17 protein-coding genes are annotated in these 16,402 nt (G+C 72.1%); 7 read left to right on the top strand and 10 right to left on the bottom strand.

The annotated features are described in order from the left end of the window. Window positions 1-4: 4 nt before the first annotated feature. Window positions 5-2,974: a transglycosylase domain-containing protein gene (locus tag ACZ7KF_RS17180; RefSeq protein ID WP_471075454.1), complete on the bottom strand. Its 2,970-nt coding sequence runs from the start codon at window positions 2,972-2,974 to the stop codon at window positions 5-7. A gap of 1,099 nt (window positions 2,975-4,073) precedes the next feature. Here ACZ7KF_RS17180 and ACZ7KF_RS17175 point away from each other — a divergent pair. Genes ACZ7KF_RS17175 through ACZ7KF_RS17160 form a run of 4 tightly spaced genes read left to right on the top strand, consistent with a single transcriptional unit; the run spans window position 4,074 to window position 7,457 of the window. Next, window positions 4,074-4,874: an ABC transporter permease gene (locus tag ACZ7KF_RS17175; RefSeq protein ID WP_471074843.1), complete on the top strand. Its 801-nt coding sequence runs from the start codon at window positions 4,074-4,076 to the stop codon at window positions 4,872-4,874. Then, window positions 4,867-5,715 (top strand): ABC transporter permease, encoded by an 849-nt coding sequence (locus ACZ7KF_RS17170; protein WP_471074840.1) that lies wholly within the window; start codon window positions 4,867-4,869, stop codon window positions 5,713-5,715. Before ACZ7KF_RS17175 ends, ACZ7KF_RS17170 begins: the two co-directional genes overlap by 8 nt. After that, the gene (locus ACZ7KF_RS17165) at window positions 5,712-6,680 is read left to right on the top strand and encodes an ABC transporter ATP-binding protein (RefSeq protein WP_471074837.1); all 969 of its coding nucleotides are present in this window, start codon (window positions 5,712-5,714) and stop codon (window positions 6,678-6,680) included. Before ACZ7KF_RS17170 ends, ACZ7KF_RS17165 begins: the two co-directional genes overlap by 4 nt. 9 nt (window positions 6,681-6,689) lie before the next feature. Next, window positions 6,690-7,457 carry a DUF1707 SHOCT-like domain-containing protein gene (locus ACZ7KF_RS17160; RefSeq protein ID WP_471074834.1) on the top strand — a complete coding sequence of 256 codons (768 nt, stop codon included), beginning with the start codon at window positions 6,690-6,692 and terminating at the stop codon, window positions 7,455-7,457. Window positions 7,458-7,647: 190 nt separating this feature from the next. Here the strand turns inward: ACZ7KF_RS17160 and ACZ7KF_RS17155 are convergent, their stop codons facing one another. The 3 genes from ACZ7KF_RS17155 to ACZ7KF_RS17145 all read right to left on the bottom strand — a co-directional run bounded on the left by ACZ7KF_RS17155 (window position 7,648) and on the right by ACZ7KF_RS17145 (window position 9,232). Continuing rightward, window positions 7,648-8,055 (bottom strand): hypothetical protein, encoded by a 408-nt coding sequence (locus tag ACZ7KF_RS17155; protein ID WP_471074831.1) that lies wholly within the window; start codon window positions 8,053-8,055, stop codon window positions 7,648-7,650. A gap of 114 nt (window positions 8,056-8,169) precedes the next feature. Continuing rightward, window positions 8,170-8,904 (bottom strand): ribonuclease PH, encoded by a 735-nt coding sequence (rph, locus tag ACZ7KF_RS17150; protein WP_471074828.1) that lies wholly within the window; start codon window positions 8,902-8,904, stop codon window positions 8,170-8,172. Window positions 8,905-8,998: 94 nt separating this feature from the next. Next, on the bottom strand, window positions 8,999-9,232 hold the full coding sequence (locus ACZ7KF_RS17145; protein WP_059249775.1) for a PTS sugar transporter subunit IIB: 234 nt from the start codon (window positions 9,230-9,232) through the stop codon (window positions 8,999-9,001). 155 nt (window positions 9,233-9,387) lie between these two features. On the opposite strand from ACZ7KF_RS17145, the gene ACZ7KF_RS17140 reads away from it, so the two are divergent. Continuing rightward, window positions 9,388-10,689, top strand: coding sequence for a PTS transporter subunit EIIC (locus ACZ7KF_RS17140; protein WP_471074825.1), 1,302 nt, complete (start codon window positions 9,388-9,390; stop codon window positions 10,687-10,689). A gap of 158 nt (window positions 10,690-10,847) precedes the next feature. Next, window positions 10,848-12,113, top strand: coding sequence for a PTS transporter subunit EIIC (locus ACZ7KF_RS17135; protein WP_471074822.1), 1,266 nt, complete (start codon window positions 10,848-10,850; stop codon window positions 12,111-12,113). Window positions 12,114-12,183: 70 nt separating this feature from the next. Here ACZ7KF_RS17135 and ACZ7KF_RS17130 read toward each other — a convergent pair whose 3' ends face one another. Then, window positions 12,184-12,936 (bottom strand): MBL fold metallo-hydrolase, encoded by a 753-nt coding sequence (locus ACZ7KF_RS17130; protein ID WP_471074819.1) that lies wholly within the window; start codon window positions 12,934-12,936, stop codon window positions 12,184-12,186. A gap of 239 nt (window positions 12,937-13,175) precedes the next feature. Here ACZ7KF_RS17130 and ACZ7KF_RS17125 point away from each other — a divergent pair, with 239 nt between their 5' ends. After that, window positions 13,176-13,634 carry a type II toxin-antitoxin system PemK/MazF family toxin gene (locus ACZ7KF_RS17125; RefSeq protein ID WP_471074816.1) on the top strand — a complete coding sequence of 153 codons (459 nt, stop codon included), beginning with the start codon at window positions 13,176-13,178 and terminating at the stop codon, window positions 13,632-13,634. A 9-nt stretch (window positions 13,635-13,643) separates the two neighbouring features. Here ACZ7KF_RS17125 and ACZ7KF_RS17120 read toward each other — a convergent pair whose 3' ends face one another. The 5 genes from ACZ7KF_RS17120 to ACZ7KF_RS17100 form a co-directional block, all read right to left on the bottom strand. After that, a complete protein-coding gene (locus tag ACZ7KF_RS17120; protein ID WP_471074813.1) occupies window positions 13,644-14,102 on the bottom strand; it encodes a hypothetical protein in 459 nt (152 codons plus the stop codon). A 276-nt stretch (window positions 14,103-14,378) separates the two neighbouring features. After that, complete coding sequence (locus ACZ7KF_RS17115; protein WP_471074810.1) at window positions 14,379-15,329, bottom strand: PLP-dependent cysteine synthase family protein; 951 nt, start codon at window positions 15,327-15,329, stop codon at window positions 14,379-14,381. 17 nt (window positions 15,330-15,346) lie between these two features. Next, window positions 15,347-15,625: a MoaD/ThiS family protein gene (locus ACZ7KF_RS17110; RefSeq protein WP_471074807.1), complete on the bottom strand. Its 279-nt coding sequence runs from the start codon at window positions 15,623-15,625 to the stop codon at window positions 15,347-15,349. Window positions 15,626-15,743: 118 nt separating this feature from the next. Beyond that, window positions 15,744-15,839, bottom strand: coding sequence for a putative leader peptide (locus ACZ7KF_RS17105; RefSeq protein ID WP_020270288.1), 96 nt, complete (start codon window positions 15,837-15,839; stop codon window positions 15,744-15,746). 139 nt (window positions 15,840-15,978) lie between these two features. Then, complete coding sequence (locus ACZ7KF_RS17100; RefSeq protein ID WP_471074804.1) at window positions 15,979-16,401, bottom strand: M67 family metallopeptidase; 423 nt, start codon at window positions 16,399-16,401, stop codon at window positions 15,979-15,981. Window position 16,402: the final 1 nt, after the last annotated feature.

The raw sequence follows: 16,402 nt of genomic DNA, 5'->3' as shown, positions 1-16,402 counted from the left end.
CGCGTCAGGTGCCCGGGCCGCCGCCGGGGCCGGCGACGGTGCCCGTCGTGCCGCCGGCGTCGGCGCCCCCTGCCGTGGTCCCGCCGCCGGTGTCCTGGCCACCGGTCGTGCCGCCGCCGTCCGCGGTGCCGCCGCCGGTGGTGGCCCCGCCGGTGTCCTGGCCGCCGGTGGTGGCGCCGCCGTCCGTGGCCGTGCCGCCGTCGGTGGGGGTGCCCCCGCCGGTGGTCGTGCCGCCGTCGGTGGGGGTGCCGGTGGTGGTGCCGCCGTCGGTGGGGGTGGCGGTCGCGCCGCCGGTGTCCTGGCCGCCGTCGGTGGTGGTGCCGCCGTCGTCCTGGCCGCCGTCGGTGCCGGGCTCGGCCGTGCTGCTGGCCGGGGGTTCCTGGATCCGGTCGGCGCCCTGCTGCAGCTGGAGGTCGAAGTCGGCGGCCGGCTTGCCCTTGAGGGCGGTGCGCGTGTACTGCGCCCAGATCGCGGTGGGCGGGCCGCCGCCGTTCATCCGGGCCTGGCCGAGGGCGCCGTACAGCGGCTGCTGCCGGGCCGTCACCGGGTCCTGGCCCATGACGGAGACCACGGTGGCCAGGTCGGGGGTGTAGCCGGCGAACCAGGCGGCCTTGTCGCTCTCGGCGGTACCGGTCTTGCCGGCCGCCGGGCGGCCCGCGGCCTGCGCGGCGGTGGCGGTGCCGCTCTCGACCACGCTCCGCAGGACGGACGTGGTGGTGTCGGCGGCCTCCCGGCTGACGGCCTGCTTGGCCTGCCGTCCGGGCAGCTTGATCTCGTCGGTGCCGTTCTTGGTGATCTTCTCGACCATGGTGTACGTGCCGTGCTTGCCGTGGTTGGCGAGCGTGGCGTAGGCCTCCGCCATGTCCAGGACGCTGGCGGTGGCGGTGCCGAGGGCGATGGACGGGTACGGCTGGAGGTCCCGGGTGTCGGAGGGGACGCCGAGGTCGACGGCGGTCTGCTTGACCTTGGCGGGGCCGACGTCGACGGCCATCTGCGCGTACACCGAGTTCACCGACAGGTCGGTGGCCTTGCGGACGGTGATGTTGCCGTACGAGCGCTGGTCCTCGTTCTCGGGGGCGTAGGAGCCGCCGCTCCAGCCCTGGACGGGACGCTGGTTGGTGCCGTCGTAGACGGTGTTCGGGGTGATCGTCCGGCCGTCCTGGGTGGTGGACCCGTTCTCCACGGCGGAGGTGAACACGAACGGCTTGAAGGTGGAGCCGACCTGGTAGTCACCGCGGGTCGCGCCGTTGGTGTACTGCTTCACGTAGTCGATGCCGCCGTACATCGCGACGACCTTGCCGGTCCTGGGGTCGACGGAGGCGCCGCCGGCCCGGACGTAGGTGTCGGCCTTGCGGTTCTTCTTGTCCAGCTTGGACATCAGCTGGTCGTCGACGGCCTTGACGAAGGCGTCCTGCCTGCTCTTCTGGATGGTGGTGGTGATGCGGTAGCCGCCGGCCGCGAGGTGGTCGGTGTCGATGATGTTGTTGGTGGTCAGGTAGTGCTTGACGGCTTCCACGAGGTAGCCGCGCTGGCCGGACATGCCGGTGGAGATCGTCTGTTCCTTGGGCATCGGGAACTTCATGCCGGCGCGCTCGGAGGCGCCGAGCCAGCCCTTCTCGACCATGCCGTCGAGCACGTAGTTCCAGCGGGCGACGGCCGCCTTCTTGTTCTCCGGGTGGGCGACGACGTCGTACTCGCTCGGTGCGTTGACGAGCGCGGCGAGGTAGGCGGCGCGGGCGGGGTCCAGGGCGTCGGCGTCGCGGCCGTAGTAGGCCTGGGCGGCGGCCTGGATGCCGTAGGCGTTGCGGCCGAAGTAGCTGGTGTTGAGGTAGCCCTCGAAGATCTCGTCCTTGGACTTGTTCTGGTCGAGCTTGATCGAGATGAAGAACTCCTTGGCCTTACGGGTGACCGTCTGTTCCTGGGCCAGGTAGTAGTTCTTCACGTACTGCTGGGTGATGGTCGAGCCGGACTGCTTGCCCTTGCCGGTCGCGGTGTTCCAGCCGGCGCGGAGCATCGCCTTGGGGTCGACGGCGGACTCGGTGTAGAAGTCGCGGTCCTCGGCGGCCAGTACGGCGTGCTGGGCGTCCTTGGAGACCTGGGCGAGGTTGACGTTCTCGCGGTTGACCTCGCCGTCGCGGGCCAGCTGGGAGCCGTCGGCGTAGAGGTAGACGTTGCTCTGCTTGGTCGCGAACGCGTTGGCCGGCGGGATCTTCACCATGGAGTAGCCGACGAAGAAGAGCCCGATGAGCAGCAGCACGCCGATGACGAAGGTGCCGAGCACCATGCGCCAGGTGGGGATGATCCGCCGCCATCCGGTCCGCTTGGGCCGCTTGCCCTTCTTGGCCTTGGCCTTGGGCTTGCCGTTGCCGTCGTCCCCGGCGTTCGCGCCGTCCGTGGCGGCGAGGACGGTGGTCTCGTCCTCGGGGGAGCCCGGCTTCGCCGCCGCACCGGTGCCGGTCCGGGGCGCGGTGCCGGTCCCGGGCGCGGAGGCGGCTGCGCCGGCCGCGGCCGCGGTGCCGGCCTTGGCGCCCAGGGCCCCGGCACCGGCAGCGGCACCGGCCGCACCGGCGGCGCTCGCCGCACGGGCGGCACGGGCGGCGCGGGCGGCGGCCGGGGAGGTGGGAGCGGTCGCACCGGTGCCGACCGTGGCGGCTCCGGTGCCGGCCGTGGTGGCGCCGGTGGCCTGGGCGCCGCGGTTCTGGCCGGCGGGCTTCTGACCGGCGGGCTTTTGACCAGCAGGGTTCTGGCCTGCGGGCTTCTGGCCGGCAGGGTTCTGGCCTGCGGGGCGGGGCACGGAGGGACGGGGAGCGGTTCCGGCGGGGTTCGGCTCACCCGCGCGAGGCGCGCCGACGCGCCGCAGCACCTGGGTGGTCTCGGGTGCGGATCCCTCGCCGGGCCGGTCCGGCCGGCCGTCCTTGCCGGACTGCGGCGAGGACTCCGCGGACTTCCGGGGCGGGGTGATACGCCGCAGCACCTGCGTGCTCTCGGCGGACTGGGCCCCGTCGGAGCCGCCGGGCCCGCCGGGCGCGGCCGGCTTCCCGGCACCGGGGGCCTTGGCCGAGGGAGCGGAGCCACCGGACGCCGGGCCACCACCGGACACACCGGGGCCCTTGCCGGACGCCGGGCCACCGCCGGACACACCGGAGCCCTTGCCGGGTGCCGAGGCACCACCGGCGGCCGAAGCACCACCGGCGGCGGCGCCACGGCCGGTCACCGGACCGCGGCCGGGCGCCGCGGCACCACCGGACACCGGGCCGCGGCCCGGTGCCGAGCCGTCACCGGCGGCCGGGGTCTTCGGGGGCTCCGTGGGTCCCGGCCGGTCCGTCCGGGCGTCGCGGGCCGCCTGGCGGGCCCGGGCCATGGACGCGGTCCGGTCCGGGGCTGCCGAGTCCGCCGGACCCGCGCCGCGGTCGGACGTCTCCGAGCCGCTCGGCCGGGTGCCCCCGGTACCGGCGCCGCGGGCGCCCTCGGTGCCGGCGCCGCGGGGGCCGTCGGCGGGCCGGCCGGCGCTCCGCGGCGTGCCCGCGGTCCCGGCGCGCCCGCCGTCCCGGGGCCGCTCGGTGCCCTCGGGCCGCCCGGCGGGCTCGGCGGGACGCTCGGCACGCCCGGCGGGTCGTTCTGCTCGCCCGGCGGGACGTTCGGCGCTTGCGTCGCCGGTGTCGCGCCGGGCGCTCGCGGTGTCCCCCTGGGACCCCTCGGCGCTCACGCTGTCGCCCCTCCCGGCGTTCGTACCCCTCGGTGTCGTCGCCCTGCGCGGCTCGGTGGCCGTCTCGTCGCGGCCCCCCGGGTGCCCGGGCCCTTCAGCCGGCAGCGGCCGTTTCGGTGCCACGCCTTCGTTCGGCTGCTGCGGCTGCGGCTCGTCGCTCATGTCGTGCACGGACTCCTGTTTCGCGTCGTACGTTTCCCGTACGCCTCGTACGCTTCTGCGCTCCCCCTGTTTGAAGACTCTCGCACCTGGCGTTCCGTTCCCGGATTCCGGCACGCTTCCGACCGGAAAACGCGTGGCCGGCCGCCGGGCCTCCGGACTAGGCTCCTGCGCTTCGGTGTCGAGCGGTCCGAGGAGGTGGACTGGTGTGGGCGCGGGACGGTTGTACGCGGCCGTCGCGGCAGGGGGGTTCCGACGGTACGCGACCTATCGGGCGGCCACTGCGGCAGGGGTCTTCACGAACACGGTCTTCGGTCTGATTCTCGTCTACACCTACCTCGCGCTGTGGAGCGAGAAGCCGCACCTCGGGGGGTACGACCAGGCGCAGGCCGTGACGTACGTATGGCTCGGGCAGGCGCTCTTGTCGACGCTCGCGATCGGGGGTGGCGGCGTCGAGGACGAGTTGATGGAACGCATCCGTACGGGGGACGTGGCGATCGACCTGTACCGGCCGGCCGACCTGCAACTGTGGTGGCTGGCGGCCGACCTGGGCCGGGCGTCCTTCCAATTGCTGGGCCGGGGCGTCGTGCCGTTCGTGTTCGGCGCGCTGTGCTTCCCGGTGCGGCTGCCCGCCGACGCCGGTACCTGGGCGGCCTTCCTGGTCTCCGTCGGTCTCGCGATGCTGGTCGGCTTCGGTATCCGGTACCTGGTGGCGCTGAGCGCGTTCTGGCTGCTGGACGGCACCGGCGTGGTGCAGATGGCGTGGCTGGCGGGGTTCTTCTGCTCCGGGATGCTGCTGCCGCTGAACGTGTTCCCGGGCGCCCTGGGCGAGGTCGTACGGGCGCTGCCCTGGTCCTCGCTGCTCCAGGCGCCGGCGGATCTCCTGCTCGGGCGCGGTGACCCGCTGCGGACGTACCTCTTCCAGGCGGGCTGGGCAGCCGTGCTGCTGGGTGCCGGGCGGCTGGTGCAGTCGGCGGCGACCCGCCGGGTGGTGGTGCAGGGTGGCTGACCGGAGCCCGGTGGCGGCCCCGACGCGGGCGGAGCGGCTGGCCGAGGGGGTGCGGGCGTACCGGCTGATCGCGGCGATGTGGGTGCGGTCCACGATGGCCTACCGCGCGTCCTTCGTCATGACCACGTTCGGGAACTTCGCGGCGACCTTCCTGGACTTCGTCGCGATCATGCTGATGTTCTCCCGGGTGGACGCGCTGGGCGGCTACCCGCTGCCCGAGGTGGCGTTCCTGTACGGGCTGTCCGCGGTCTCCTTCGGGGCGGCGGACCTGGTGATCGGGTCGATGGACCGGCTGGGCCGGCGGGTGCGGGACGGCACGCTGGACACCCTGCTGGTGCGGCCGGCGCCGGTGCTGGCGCAGGTGGCGGCCGACCGGTTCGCGCTGCGGCGGCTGGGCCGGGTGACCCAGGGGGCGCTGGTGCTGGGCTGGTCGCTGACCCGGGTGGACATCGACTGGACGGCGGACAGGCTGCTGCTGATGCCGGTGATGGTGGTGAGCGGCTGCGGGATCTTCTGCGCGGTGTTCGTGGCGGGGGCGGCGTTCCAGTTCGTGGCGCAGGACGCCTCGGAGGTGCAGAACGCCTTCACCTACGGCGGTACGACGCTGTTGCAGTATCCGCCGACGGTGTTCACGAAGGAGCTGGTGCGCGGGGTGACGTTCGTGCTGCCGCTGGCCTTCGTCAACTGGCTGCCCGCGACCTATGTGCTGGGGCGGCCGTACCCGCTGGGGCTGCCCCGGTGGGTGGCGTGGACCCCGCCGCTGGTGGCGGTGGGGTGCTGTGCGCTGGCGGGGCTGGCCTGGCGCGCGGGTCTTCGTTCGTACCGCAGCACAGGGAGTTGAGCGTGAGCGACTTCATCGCACTGGAGAAGGTCGAGAAGGTCTTCGAGGTGCGCCGGAAGACCGGGTTCCTCACACGGGAGCGGCGCGAGGTGCGGGCGGTGGACTCGCTGTCGTTCACCGTGGCGCGGGGCGAGATGGTCGGGTACATCGGGCCGAACGGCGCCGGGAAATCGACCACGATCAAGATGCTGACCGGGATCCTGACGCCGAGTGCGGGGCGGTTGCGGGTGGCGGGCATCGATCCGGCACGGGAGCGGGCGCGGCTGGCGCACCGGATCGGGGTGGTGTTCGGGCAGCGGACCACGCTGTGGTGGGACCTGCCGCTGATCGACTCGTACCGGCTGGCGCACCGTATGTACCGCATCCCTGATGCCCGGTACCGGGAGAACCTGGACCGTCTGGTGGATCTGCTGGAGCTGGGCGAGCTGTTGGACGTGCCGGTGCGGCAGCTGTCGCTGGGGCAGCGGATGCGCGGGGACGTCGCGGCGGCGCTGCTGCACGATCCGGACGTGCTGTACCTGGACGAGCCGACGATCGGCCTGGACGTCGTGTCGAAGGCGAAGGTGCGGGAGTTCCTGCGGGAGTTGAACGCCGAGCGGGGCACGACGGTGCTGCTGACCACGCACGACCTCCAGGACATCGAGCAGTTGTGCTCGCGGGTGATGGTGATCGACCACGGGCGGCTGGTGTACGACGGCCCGCTCGCGGGTCTGCACGAGGCGGGCGAGAGCGAACGGACGCTGGTGGTGGACCTGGAGCGGGAGCTGCCTCCGGTGGAGGTGCCGGCGGCGCGGGTGGTACGGGTGGAGGGGCCGCGGCAGTGGCTGGCGTTCCCGGCGGGGCAGTCGGCGGCGCCGGTCGTGGCGCATCTGGCGGCCCGTTATCCGCTGGTGGACCTGTCGGTGCGGGAACCGGACATCGAGGCCGTCATCGCCAGGATGTACGCCGGGAAGACCGTCTCGTAGTCTGCTGCCATGAGCGACGACGCAGCCCCGGACCTCCGGGCGTCCGACGCCGACCGCGAGCGGGTCGCCGAGGTCCTGCGGGACGCGCTGGCCGAGGGCCGGCTCGACATGGACGAGTTCGAGGAGCGGCTGGAGGCCGCCTACCGGGCCCGGACGTACGGCGAGCTGGCGCCGCTGACCCGCGATCTGCCGGCGGGCGGGGCGGTGGCTCCGCCGGTTGCGGTCTCCTTCGTCAAGGAGCCGGTGCGCGGCGGGGGTTGGGCGGGGCGGATCACCGGCGGCGAGGGCACCTCGACGGGGGCGGTGGCGATCCTGTCGGGGTTCGAGCGCAAGGGCCGCTGGACGGTGCCGCGGAGGTTCTCCTGCTTCACCTTCATGGGGGGCGGTGAACTGGACCTGCGGGAGGCGGACTTCGCGGACCGTGAGGTCGTGATCGACTGTGTGGCGATCATGGGCGGGGTGCAGGTGATCGTGCCGCCGGGGGTCGAGGTCGTCGTCCGTGGCATCGGGGTGATGGGGGGCTTCGAGCACCCGAGGGACGACGGTCCGCCCGAGCCGGGCGCCCCGCGGGTGGTCATCGGCGGTTTCGCGTTCTGGGGCGGGGTCGGCGTGGAACGCAAGCTCCCGCGTGCGGAACGCAAGCGCCTGAAGGAGCAGCGCCGCCAGGAGCAGCTGGAGCGCCGCGCGGAACGGCACGAACTGCACCGGGCGCGGCGCGAGGAGCGCCGCGAGGAGCGCTACGAGGAGCGGGCGCGGCGGCGCGACAGGGAGTACTGAGAGCGCCCCGGGAGTGCGCCGCGGCAGCGCGGGGCGGTGACGGGCGGCGCCGCGTGGCCGCGGCCCGTCGCGGCGGACCCGCGGCCGTTCACGGCGCCGTGTGTGGCCGCGCCGCGTGGCCGCGGCAGCGCGGGGCGGTCCCGCGGTCGTCCGGGGCGTGCGTCGGTCCGGTGTCCCGCGCCCGTGGCCTCTAGCTCGTGCAGACCTTGGTCAGTTCGCCCGCCGCGTCGGTGACCGGGCGGACGTCCGGGGTCTGGTCACCGTTCTTGATCGCGGTGCGGACGTTCTCCACGGCCTTGGTCACATCGTCCACGGCCTGGTTGACGTCGGCGTTGTCCGTCTTGTCGCCGATCTGCCGCAGGTTCTTCTCGATGGAGTCGAGCGAGGCGTCGGTCTGGGAGGGGTCGTTCGCGGCGTTCTCCACGGCCTGCTGCAGGTCGGTGACGCTGTCGGCGATGGCGTCGGCGGTCTGCACGCAGTCCAGCGCCTTGTCCACGGCGTCACAGCCGGTGGTCAGGCCGGCGGTGAGCGCGGCGGCGGCCACGACGGCGGCGATGGCGGTGGCCCGGCCCCGGCGTGCGCGTCGGCTGGCGGACATGGTGGTGTTCCCTCCCCTGGTACGGCTGGCCGGGCGCACGCTGGTCGGCTGTGCGCCCGTATCCAGAGGGACGCCGGGGAGGCCCGGTGGGTTGCCCGGGCCTTGAGGGTTTCTTTACGCGCGCGTGCTCGCGAGCGCCGCCTGCTGGATGGCGGTCAGTTCGGTGCAGCCGGTGACGGCGAGGTCGAGCAGGGCGTCGAGTTCCTCGCGGGCGAACGGCTCGGCCTCGGCGGTGCCCTGGACCTCGACGAAGCGGCCGTCGCCGGTGCAGACGACGTTCATGTCGGTCTCGGCGCGGACGTCCTCCTCGTAGCAGAGGTCGAGCAGCGGCACGCCGCCGACGATGCCGACCGAGACGGCGCTCACGGTTCCGGTCAGCGGCTGCCGGCCGGCCTTGATCAGCTTCTTGCCCTGGGCCCAGGCGACGGCGTCGGCCAGTGCCACGTAGGCGCCGGTGATGGCGGCCGTGCGGGTGCCGCCGTCGGCCTGGAGGACGTCGCAGTCGAGGACGATGGTGTTCTCGCCGAGCGCCTTGTAGTCGATGACGGCGCGCAGGGAGCGGCCGATGAGCCGGGAGATCTCGTGGGTGCGGCCGCCGATCTTGCCCTTGACGGACTCGCGGTCGCCGCGGGTGTTGGTGGCGCGGGGCAGCATGGCGTACTCCGCGGTGACCCAGCCCTCGCCGCTGCCCTTGCGCCAGCGCGGGACGCCTTCGGTGACGGAGGCGGTGCAGAAGACCTTGGTGTCGCCGAAGGCGATGAGGACGGAGCCCTCGGCGTGCTTGCTCCATCCCCGTTCGATGGTGACCGGGCGGAGCTGTTCGGCGGTACGGCCGTCGATGCGAGACATGGCGTCGAGCCTATCCGGAGACACGGAAGGGGCTCCTCCCGCGTCGGGAAGAGCCCCTGGAGGGTGAACCGGGTTCACCGGTGAACCGGGGGGTTCACATCATGTCTTCGATCTCCGCGGCGATCGGGTCGGCGTCGGTGCCGATGACGACCTGGATGGCGGTGCCCATCTTCACGACGCCGTGGGCGCCGGCGGCCTTCAGAGCGGTCTCGTCGACGAGGTCGGGGTCGGACACCTCGGTGCGCAGCCGGGTGATGCAGCCCTCGATCTCCTCGATGTTGTCGATGCCCCCGAGCCCGGCGACGATCTTCTCAGCCTTGCTGGCCATGTTCCTTCTCCCTGCTCCGAACCGCTTTGTCGCAGTAACCCACAGTTGGCCCATCTTCGCGAGCGGTCATGCCGTCCGTGCCGAATGATGGCGATCACGACAGCGGAACCGTCCGCCGACTGGTCTACACCACCGTGGGGGAGGTCGCCAAACCCATGAGCACCGAGAGCACGGTCACTCCCGCACGGGCCCGTTGGAACCTCATGTTCCAGGGCCTGCAGAAGATGGGCCGGAGCCTCCAGCTGCCCATCGCGGTGCTGCCGGCGGCGGGCATCCTCAACCGGCTGGGGCAGCCCGACGTGTTCGGGTCCGACGGCCTGGGCTGGACCGATGTCTCCAAGGTGATGAAGGGGGCGGGCAGCGCGCTGCTCGACGGCTCCCTCGGCCTGCCCCTGCTGTTCTGCGTGGGCGTCGCGATCGGCATGGCGAAGAAGGCGGACGGCTCCACGGCGCTGGCGGCGGTGGCCGGATTCCTCGTCTACTACGGCGTCCTGCACCAGTTCCCGGAAGGGTGTCCGGGCGGTGCGACGGCGGTCCCGGACGTCGGCTGCCAGGTGAGCGTCGGCGGGGGCGCCGGCGCGGTGACACCGTTCACGTTCCAGAACCCCGGGGTGTTCGGCGGCATCGTGATGGGGTGGCTGACGGCCTTCTTCTGGGCGAGGTACCACCGCACCAGACTGGTGGACTGGCTGGGGTTCTTCAACGGCCGCCGGCTCGTGCCGATCGTCATGGCGTTCGTGGCCATCGTCCTCGCGGTCGTGTGCCTGTGGGTCTGGCCGCCGGTCGGTGCCGCGCTGGAGAGCTTCAGCCACTGGCTGCGGAACGCGGGCGCCTGGGGGGCCGGCGCCTTCGGGGTCGCCAACCGGGCGCTCCTCGTCATCGGCCTGCACCAGTTCCTCAACGTGCCCATCTGGTTCCAGTTCGGCACCTACACACCGCCGGGCGGCAAGCCCGTCCACGGCGACATCAACATGTTCCTCGCCGGCGACCCGCACGCCGGCCAGTTCACCTCGGGCTTCTTCCCGATCATGATGTTCGCGCTGCCCGCCGCCGCGCTGGCGATCACGCACTGCGCGCGGCCGGAGCGCCGCAAGGAGGTGGGCGGCCTGATGCTGTCGGTCGCGCTGACCTCGTTCGTCACGGGCATCACCGAGCCGCTGGAGTACTCGTTCCTGTTCATCGCGCCCGCCCTGTACGCCGTCCACGCGGTGCTCACCGGAGTCTCGATGGCGGTGACCTGGGCGCTCGGGGTGCACGACGGCTTCAGCTTCTCGGCGGGCCTGATCGACTACGTCATCAACTGGCACCTGGCGACCAAGCCGTGGGCGATCATCCCGATCGGACTGTGTTTCGCGGCCGTGTACTACCTCGTGTTCCGGATCGCGATCACGCGGTTCGACCTGAAGACGCCGGGCCGGGAACCGGCGGACGAGGTCGAGGACGTCACCAAGGTCTGAGGGCACACAGCGCGTAGCGCCGCGGTAGCGGATTCGCGGGTTCCTTACGCCACCTTCATCGTGCTACAACAGGTCTACACCACTGGGTGGTGTAGACCAGAGACGCCGCCGTCCCCTTCCTTGGTTCCCGGGCGGCGCCATGCCCGATGGAGGAAGTTGTGACCACGGCCAGCGCCGCTCCCGCGGCCGAGAAGAAGAAGGGCGCGGGCGTGATGGCTGTTCTGCAGCGCATCGGCCGCAGCCTGATGCTGCCGGTGGCCGTGCTGCCGGCCGCCGCCCTGCTGGTGCGCCTCGGCAACCCCGACATGCTGGGCCGCCCCTCCTTCCCGACGTTCCTGACGAAGATAGCGTCCTTCATGGCCGCCGGCGGAAACGCGATCCTCGACAACATGGCGCTGCTGTTCGCCGTGGGCATCGCGATCGGCTTCGCGAAGAAGGCGGACGGCTCGACCGCCCTCGCGGCGGTCACCGGCTACCTGGTCTTCAAGAACGTCCTCGCCACGTTCACCGACAAGAACCTGCCGAAGGTCGCGACCGTCGTCGACGGCAAGATCGTCATGCAGAACGCCCCGGTGGACGCGAAGGTCCTCGGCGGCGTCGTGATGGGCATCGTCGTGGCCCTGCTCTACCAGCGCTTCTACCGCACCAAGCTGCCCGACTGGGCGGGCTTCTTCGGCGGCCGTCGCCTCGTCCCGATCCTGTCGGCCTTCGCCGGCCTGGTCATCGGCGTCGTCTTCGGCTACATCTGGCCGGTCCTCGGCACGGGCCTGCACAACTTCGGCGAGTGGCTGGTCAAGTCGGGCGCGGTCGGCGCCGGCATCTTCGGTGTCGCCAACCGTGCGCTGATCCCGATCGGCATGCACCACCTGCTCAACTCGTTCCCGTGGTTCCAGGCGGGCGAGTACCACGGCAAGAGCGGTGACATCGGGCGCTTCCTGGCCGGCGACCCGCACGCGGGCCAGTTCATGACCGGCTTCTTCCCGATCATGATGTTCGCCCTGCCGGCCGCGTGCCTGGCCATCGTGCACTGCGCCCGGCCCGAGCGCCGCAAGGTCGTCGGCGGCATGATGTTCTCGCTGGCGCTGACGTCCTTCGTCACCGGTGTCACCGAGCCCATCGAGTTCACCTTCATGTTCATCGCGCCGGTCCTGTACGCCATCCACGCGGTGCTCACCGGTGTCTCGATGGCGCTGACCTGGTCGCTGGGGATGAAGGACGGCTTCGGCTTCTCGGCGGGCGCGGTCGACTTCGGCCTGAACCTGGGCATCGCCAGCAACCCGTGGGGGCTGGTCCTGGTCGGTCTGTGCTTCGCGGCGGTCTACTACGTGATCTTCCGCTTCGCGATCACCAAGTTCAATCTCCCCACCCCGGGCCGCGAGTCCGACGAGGAGCTGGCGGAACTGCAGAAGGCCGAGGCGAAGTAGCCCGGCCGGCGACAGCCACCTGAAAGGCCCCGGAACCTCCTCGGTTCCGGGGCCTCGCGCGTACTCGAGCTCAGATCTCGTACGTCACCCGCGGAGCGGCCAGCTCCACCGGCCCGGTGAACACCTCTCGGGCGTCCCGCAGGTTCACCTCGGGGTCCGTCCACGGCGGGATGTGGGTGAGCACCAGGCGGCGGGCGCCCGCGCGGGCCGCCGTCTCACCCGCCTCGCGGCCGTTGAGGTGCAGGTCGGGGATGCTCTCCTTGCCGTGCGTGAACGCGGCCTCGCACAGGAACAGGTCGGTGTCCCGGGCCAGCTCGTCGAGCACCTCGGTGGCACCCGTGTCGCCGGAGTACGTCAGGGACTTGCCGCCGTGCTCCAGGCGGATGGCGTAGGCCTCCACGGGGTGGCGGACCCGTTCGGTGTGCACGGTGAACGGGCCGATCTCGAACGTGGACGGCTTGACCGTGTGGAAGTCGAAGACCTCGCTCATCGAGGAGGCGGAGGGGGTGTCGGCGTAGGCCGTGGTCAGCCTGTGCTCGGTGCCCTCGGGGCCGTGGACCGGGATGGGGGCGCAGCGCCCGCCGTCGTGCCGGTAGTAGCGCGCGACGAAGTACGCGAGCATGTCGATGCAGTGATCGGCGTGCAGATGGCTGAGGAAGATCGCGTCGAGGTCGTAGAGACCGCAGTGGCGCTGCAGCTCGCCGAGGGCGCCATTGCCCATGTCGAGGAGCAGCCGGAAGCCGTCGGCCTCTACGAGGTAGCTCGAGCAGGCCGATTCCGCGGACGGGAACGACCCCGAGCAGCCGACGACGGTGAGCTTCATGAAGCAGAAACCTCCGTTGGCGGGAAAGCGACGGGTGGGGACGAGAGGCCACTCGGGATGAGGGCTGTCGGGGGTCGTGCGGTTTGTCGAGCCTAAGGCGCGAAAGCACGGGTCGCTCCTCCGCCAGGGGCCGTTGTGGGGGAACTCACCCGTGCTGTCACCGGTTCGGATGGCCCTGGGGGCGCGCAAGCTTTGGCAGAGGGCGCGCGATGTTCGGCGCGCGCCGGTAACGTCGTCGTATGGACACGTCCTGGTGGCTGGCGCTCGCGGCGGTGGTACTGCTCGCCCTGGTCGCCACGCTGGTGGACGGCTGGGGCCGCGGTCGCCGGCCGGGTGGGCGGCGCCTCAGGCCGCCGGGCCGGGCGGGCACCCGTACGGCGCACGCGCAGCGCCCGTACCCGGGGGACATCTGGTGGGCGAACGTCCCCTACGAGGACCGGCCCGGGATCAAGGACCGGCCGTGTCTGGTGCTGGCCGTGCGCGGCGACCGGGCCACGGTCGCGAAGATCACCAGCAAGTACCACGACGAGCGCAGCGGGGTGATCCCGCTGCCCCCCGGCGCGGTCGGCGACGCCCAGGGACGGCCCAGCTTCCTGGAGACCGACGAGCTGCGCGAGGTGCCCGTGGACGGCTTCCGGCGCCGGGTGGGCGTGGTCGACCCGGTCCTGTGGGACCAGGTGCGGCACCTGGCCGGTTAGGGGCTTCGGCTACCCCACCCGCACGGTGACCGCCCACTCCTCGATGCCCTTGCAGGACACCTGGCCGGGCGCGGTGGGCTCGGCGCACAGGGGGCGGGACGAGGTGAGCTTCACCGTTCCCGCGGCCACCGCCCGGTAGGCGGCCGTGGCATCGCCCGGCTGGAGCACGAAGCCCGCGTTGCCGGCCTCCAGCCCCGTGCCGCTCGCGGTCACCGGCTTCCAGGGGCGGGCCTTGGTGCCGTCCAGGGTCAGCCGGATCTCGCCGCCCTTCCGCACGCAGACGGTACGGCCGTGATCCGCGGCGGTCAGCTCCAGAGCGGAGGTGCAGCCTGCGGAGCGGGTGGGGGACGGGGTGTCACCGCGGGGCTGCGCCGAGACCTTGTCGCTGCTTCCGGTGTCCTGCCGGGCGCCGCAGCCCGCGAGGAGCAGCGCTGCCGCCGCGAGTGCGAGGGGCGTCGTACGGCGCATGGGTCCGCCTTTCTGCCGTCCGCCGCCGGGCCCGGTCGGCCCGGCGGCCTTGGTGCAGATGTGACGTACCACCGGCGCGAACGGATCCACCGCCGCTGCCGCGCCGGTCCCCCGCTAGGGTCTTTCGTTTGGATCAGGCCGGATCAGGGAGCGGGGTCTGGTGCCGTGCATCGCAAGGCGGAGGAGGGCGCCATGGCGGAGCCATGGCAACCGACGACAACGCCGCGAGGCACGGCACCAGACCCCGCGAGCCCGGCATGATCCAAACGAGAGGCCCTAGGCCCAGAGCTGGCCCTGGAGCGTCTCGATGGCCTCCTCGGTGGTGGCCGCGGTGTAGACGCCGGTGGAGAGGTACTTCCAGCCGCCGTCGGCCACGACGAAGACGATGTCGGCGCTCTCGCCCGCCTTGACGGCCTTCCTTCCGACGCCGATCGCCGCGTGCAGGGCGGCGCCGGTGGAGACGCCCGCGAAGATGCCCTCCTGCTGGAGGAGTTCGCGGGTGCGGGTGACCGCGTCGGCCGAGCCGACCGAGAACCGGGTGGTGAGGACGGAGGCGTCGTACAGCTCGGGGACGAACCCCTCGTCGAGGTTGCGCAGGCCGTAGACCAGGTCGTCGTAGCGCGGCTCGGCGGCGACGATCTGGATGCCCGGCCTGTGTTCGCGCAGGTAGCGGCCGACGCCCATGAGGGTGCCGGTGGTGCCGAGGCCCGCCACGAAGTGGGTGATCGAGGGCAGGTCGGCGAGGATCTCGGGGCCGGTGGTGGCGTAGTGGGCGCCCGCGTTGTCCGGGTTGCCGTACTGGTAGAGCATCACCCAGTCGGGGTGCTCGGCGGCCAGCTCCTTGGCCATGCGCACGGCGGTGTTGGAGCCGCCGGCGGCCGGCGAGGGGATGATCTCGGCGCCCCACATGCCGAGCAGGTCCCGGCGCTCCTGGGAGGTGTTCTCCGGCATCACGCACACCATGCGGTAGCCCTTGAGCTTGGCCGCCATGGCGAGGGAGATGCCGGTGTTGCCGGAGGTGGGTTCGAGGATCGTGCAGCCCGGGGTGAGCCGGCCGTCCTTCTCCGCCTGCTCGATCATGTGCAGGGCGGGGCGGTCCTTGACGGAGCCGGTGGGGTTGCGGTCCTCCAGCTTGGCCCAGATGCGGACGTCCGGGGACGGCGACAGCCGCGGCAGGCGCACCAGAGGGGTGTTGCCCACCGCGGCCAGCGGGGAGTCGTAGCGCATCGCTGCTCAGCGGCCGATCAGCGCATGCCGCCGGCCACGGCCGGCAGGATCGTCACGCTGTCGCCGTCGGACAGCTTGGTGCCGATGCCGTCCAGGAAGCGGACGTCCTCGTCGTTGAGGTAGACGTTGACGAAGCGGCGCAGCTGGTCGCCGTCCACGATGCGGGCCTGGATGCCCGCGTGCCGGGTCTCGAGGTCGGCGAACAGCTCGGCGAGGGTGCTCCCGCTGCCCTCCACCGCCTTCTGACCGTCGGTGTACTGGCGGAGGATGGTGGGGATGCGGACCTCGATGGCCATGGCTCAGGGCTCCTGTCGGAAGGTGTCTGGTCGGTGGGCGCGCGGCGGCGCGGAGCGCACGGGCGACATGCGCGGGTCTGGACGCCGCGGCTCACGGCCGTACGGCGGCAGGCCGGCGTCAACAGATGGCGCTGGCGAGCCTGCACAGGTCGACGTGCAGCCGCGCGACGAGCAGCATGCCCGGCGTCTTGTCGCTCACGTCGTGGAAAACCATGGGCTCATCGTATCGATTCCCCCTTCGTTTCCCGGAGTGTGATTCCGTATGCCGGACGCTGTGCATCCGGAGAGCGAGACGGCGGTGCGGCCCGGGGGCGGCCCGGGGGCCTGTCGGACACCGGACCGGGGCGCCGGTCTCAGTAGGACTCGACGACCTCGACCTCTTCCTCGGTGACCACGCCGTCCACGATCCGGAAGGAACGGAACTGGAACGGGCCGAGGCCGTCGGTGTCCGCCGTGGAGACCAGGACGTAGTGGGCGCCCGGCTCGTTCGCGTAGGAGATGTCCGTGCGGGACGGGTGGGCCTCGGTGGCGGTGTGCGAGTGGTAGATGACCACGGGGTCCTCGTCGCGGTCGTCCAGCTCGCGGTAGAGCTTGAGCAGGTCGCCCGAGTCGAACTCGTAGAACGTGGGCGACATGGCCGCGTTCAGCATCGGGATGAAGCGCTCGGGGCGGTCCGAGCCGGCCGGGCCGGCGACGACGCCGCACGCCTCGTCGGGGTGGTCCTTGCGCGCGTGCGCGACGATCTGGTCCACGAGGGCCTGGGTGATGGTCAGCATG

The sequence above is a fragment of the Streptomyces sp. NPDC038200 genome (assembly GCF_055600785.1).
Note: the sequence above shows the minus strand (reverse complement) of the source record. Positions and strands in the feature narration are given on the sequence as shown.